At 57.2% G+C, this 2,352-nt stretch carries 3 protein-coding genes; all 3 read right to left on the bottom strand.

All coding sequences use genetic code 11. The features are described 5' to 3' along the window. A partial coding sequence (locus H9X86_RS11885; protein WP_204901711.1) for a site-specific integrase occupies positions 1-826 on the bottom strand: 826 nt, incomplete at its 3' end. Beyond that, complete coding sequence (locus H9X86_RS11880; protein WP_204901710.1) at positions 784-1,989, bottom strand: tyrosine-type recombinase/integrase; 1,206 nt, start codon at positions 1,987-1,989, stop codon at positions 784-786. The genes H9X86_RS11885 and H9X86_RS11880, both read right to left, overlap by 43 nt. Before the next feature lie 4 nt (positions 1,990-1,993). Beyond that, positions 1,994-2,296, bottom strand: coding sequence for a hypothetical protein (locus H9X86_RS11875; RefSeq protein ID WP_204901709.1), 303 nt, complete (start codon positions 2,294-2,296; stop codon positions 1,994-1,996). Between the last annotated feature and the right edge of the window lie 56 nt (positions 2,297-2,352).

Below are 2,352 nucleotides of genomic sequence, written 5' to 3'. Positions count from 1 at the left end.
GGACGTGGAGAATGGGGCGGGGGAGGACCAGGCTTCGGCTGGACGCCTTGGTCTTGGGCTGGGAGACCACCAGTTTTTTGTGGATGCGCTGTACCTGCCGCTCTACCTTTAATTCACCCGTCTGCACATCCAGGTCGTCCCATTGGAGGGCCAGGATTTCCCCACGGCGCAGGCCAGTGGACAGTTCCAGCAGTAAGAGCTCATAGCACCCGTCCTCTTTGGCCTGAATCAGCAGGCGTTGAATTTCCTCCCCGGTGAGGACCTGCATCTCCCTGGGACGGGTGGTGGGTACCTTGCAGGCAGCGGCGGGATTTTTCTGGATCAGGCCCTCAGCCAGGGCTTTGTCCAGTGCCATTCGGCAGGTGACATGGCAGCTTTTCACCATCCGGTCAGACAGTCCGGAGCCGTACAGATCCCTTTGAGCCAACCGCCCGTTTTGTTTCAGCCGTTGATAGAACTGCTGGAGGTCCCCTTGGGTCAACTGGGAGAGGGGGATGTGCCCCAACTCCGAGATGATGTGCTGATAGATGCGGTTTTCATAGTCGGTCTGGGTCTTGGGCTTGATGCCTGGTTTGCAGTACTGCTGATACCAGTGATCCAACCATGCCCCAAAGGTCATGTCTACCTTAGGCGACTTGGGGGCTGCCCCCTGGACTTCCTCTTTCAGGGCTTTCAGCTTGGCTGCGCATTCTGCCTTGGTTTTGGCCAGCACGTTTTTGGTTTTGGGGCGTCCGTTGTCGTCGTAGCCGATGACGTATCGCCCTTCCCATCGGCCGTCCTTTCTCAGGTGGAGACTGCCATCTCCACGTTTCCGCTTCTTTGCCATGGCTCCATCTCCTCTCCCAGTAGTTCTGTCAGGAAGCCGCCCACGATGTCGGCGGCGTTGCGCTGCATCTCCCCAGTCACATGGGTGTAGGTGTCCAGAGTGAAGCTAGCCTTTGTGTGGCCCAGAATCCCGGACAAGGTCTTGGCATCCACCCCGCTGGACAGGGCATGGGTGGCGAAGGTGTGGCGGAGGTCATGGAAACGAATGTCCGGCAATCCCGCCTCCTGGAGCAGCTCTTTCAATCGACGATAGGCTTTGGAGGGAGAGACAGGGTACTCTGGCCGGAGGGGGTCGGGAAAAATCCACTGGGATAGGGCGGACTGCTTTCGCTCCCGCAGCATACGAGCCGTGCTGGAGGGGAGCAGGATGGTCCTGGTTCCCGCATAGGTCTTGGTGTCCCCCACCTCCACGCCGCCGCCTTTTCTGGGGTGGATGGTGCGGCGCACCTTCAAGTGTCCGGATGCTTCGTCGAAGTCTGACCATTGCAGGCCACACAGCTCGCCCCGCCGCAGACCTGTGGTCAGTTCGGTGAAGAAGAAGTCTCGCCATATCCAATCTTTTTGGATGACCGCCTTGAAGACATCCAGCTGGTGGTGGTTTAGAATCCCTTTGGTGCGATGAGCCACCTTGGGGGGTGTTACCTTGTGGGCAGGGTTGGCAGGGAGGAGACCTTCATCTACGGCGGTTTTCAAAGCGTGATGAAGGGTGTTGTGAATCCCACGGACGGTGGTGGGGCTCAGCCCCAGCCCTTGATTGCCCCGCTTGTCCATGCGTCCGTGCTCCAGCAGCTTCTGGTAGAGGGTGTTCAAGTCTTTGCCTGTGAGTTTCAGCAGGGGCTTATCCCCCAGGTATGGTTTGACGTGGTTGTTCAAGTCCCTTCGGTATCCATCTAAGGTATTGGGGCGAATGTTTGATGAGATGTACTCGTCCAGCCATTTGTCCAACCATTGGGACAGGGTCATGTTACTTTTCTCGGTGAGATGTACGCCCTGATAGGCACTGATGTTCTGCCGCAGTTTGGCAGTTAATTCTCTTTGGGTATCGGCGTAGACGTAACGGAAGATGGGGTCGCCGTTTTCCTTGTGGCCGATGACCATGCGGCCCTCCCAGCGGCCATTCCGTTTCCGCACCATGCCGTCCCCGGATGCTCTGCGTTTTGCCATGGCATCAATCCTCCCTCTGTATGTGATGGCAGATGTACTCTGATTCCTCCTGGGAGGAGTGCAGGTCATCCGCCTCCAGTTCTTTTGTAATTCCCCAGGCCAGTTTGAATCCTGCGGTGAAGCTGGCCTGGGAGATTTCTTCCCGTAGCAGGGCTTGTCCATCTACTAGGTCCATGAGCCTGCGCCGCTGGTTCTTGTCCAGGCAGTCCCGCACTTCCTGACGGGCAGTTTCAATTTCCTTCTCCAGTTCGGTGAGATTTGGCTTTCGGAAGAACCGCTGGTGCAGGGCTTTCATATAGTCGTTCATGTGTGCCGCCTCCTTATCAGCAACACACAATACCGAACAATGAAGAGAATAGCCAG

The sequence above is a fragment of the Pseudoflavonifractor capillosus genome (assembly GCF_016902575.1).
In the GTDB taxonomy this organism is placed as follows: Bacteria; Bacillota; Clostridia; order Oscillospirales; family Oscillospiraceae; genus Enterenecus; species Enterenecus capillosus_A.
This window is presented reverse-complemented; position numbering and strand designations above follow the sequence as displayed.

Excerpts from the sequence above, each read along its gene's own strand:
- H9X86_RS11880 (WP_204901710.1), bottom strand. The coding sequence starts at position 1,989 with ATGGCAAAACGCAGAGCATCCGGGGACGGCATGGTGCGGAAACGGAAT.
- H9X86_RS11875 (WP_204901709.1), bottom strand. The coding sequence starts at position 2,296 with ATGAACGACTATATGAAAGCCCTGCACCAGCGGTTCTTCCGAAAGCCA.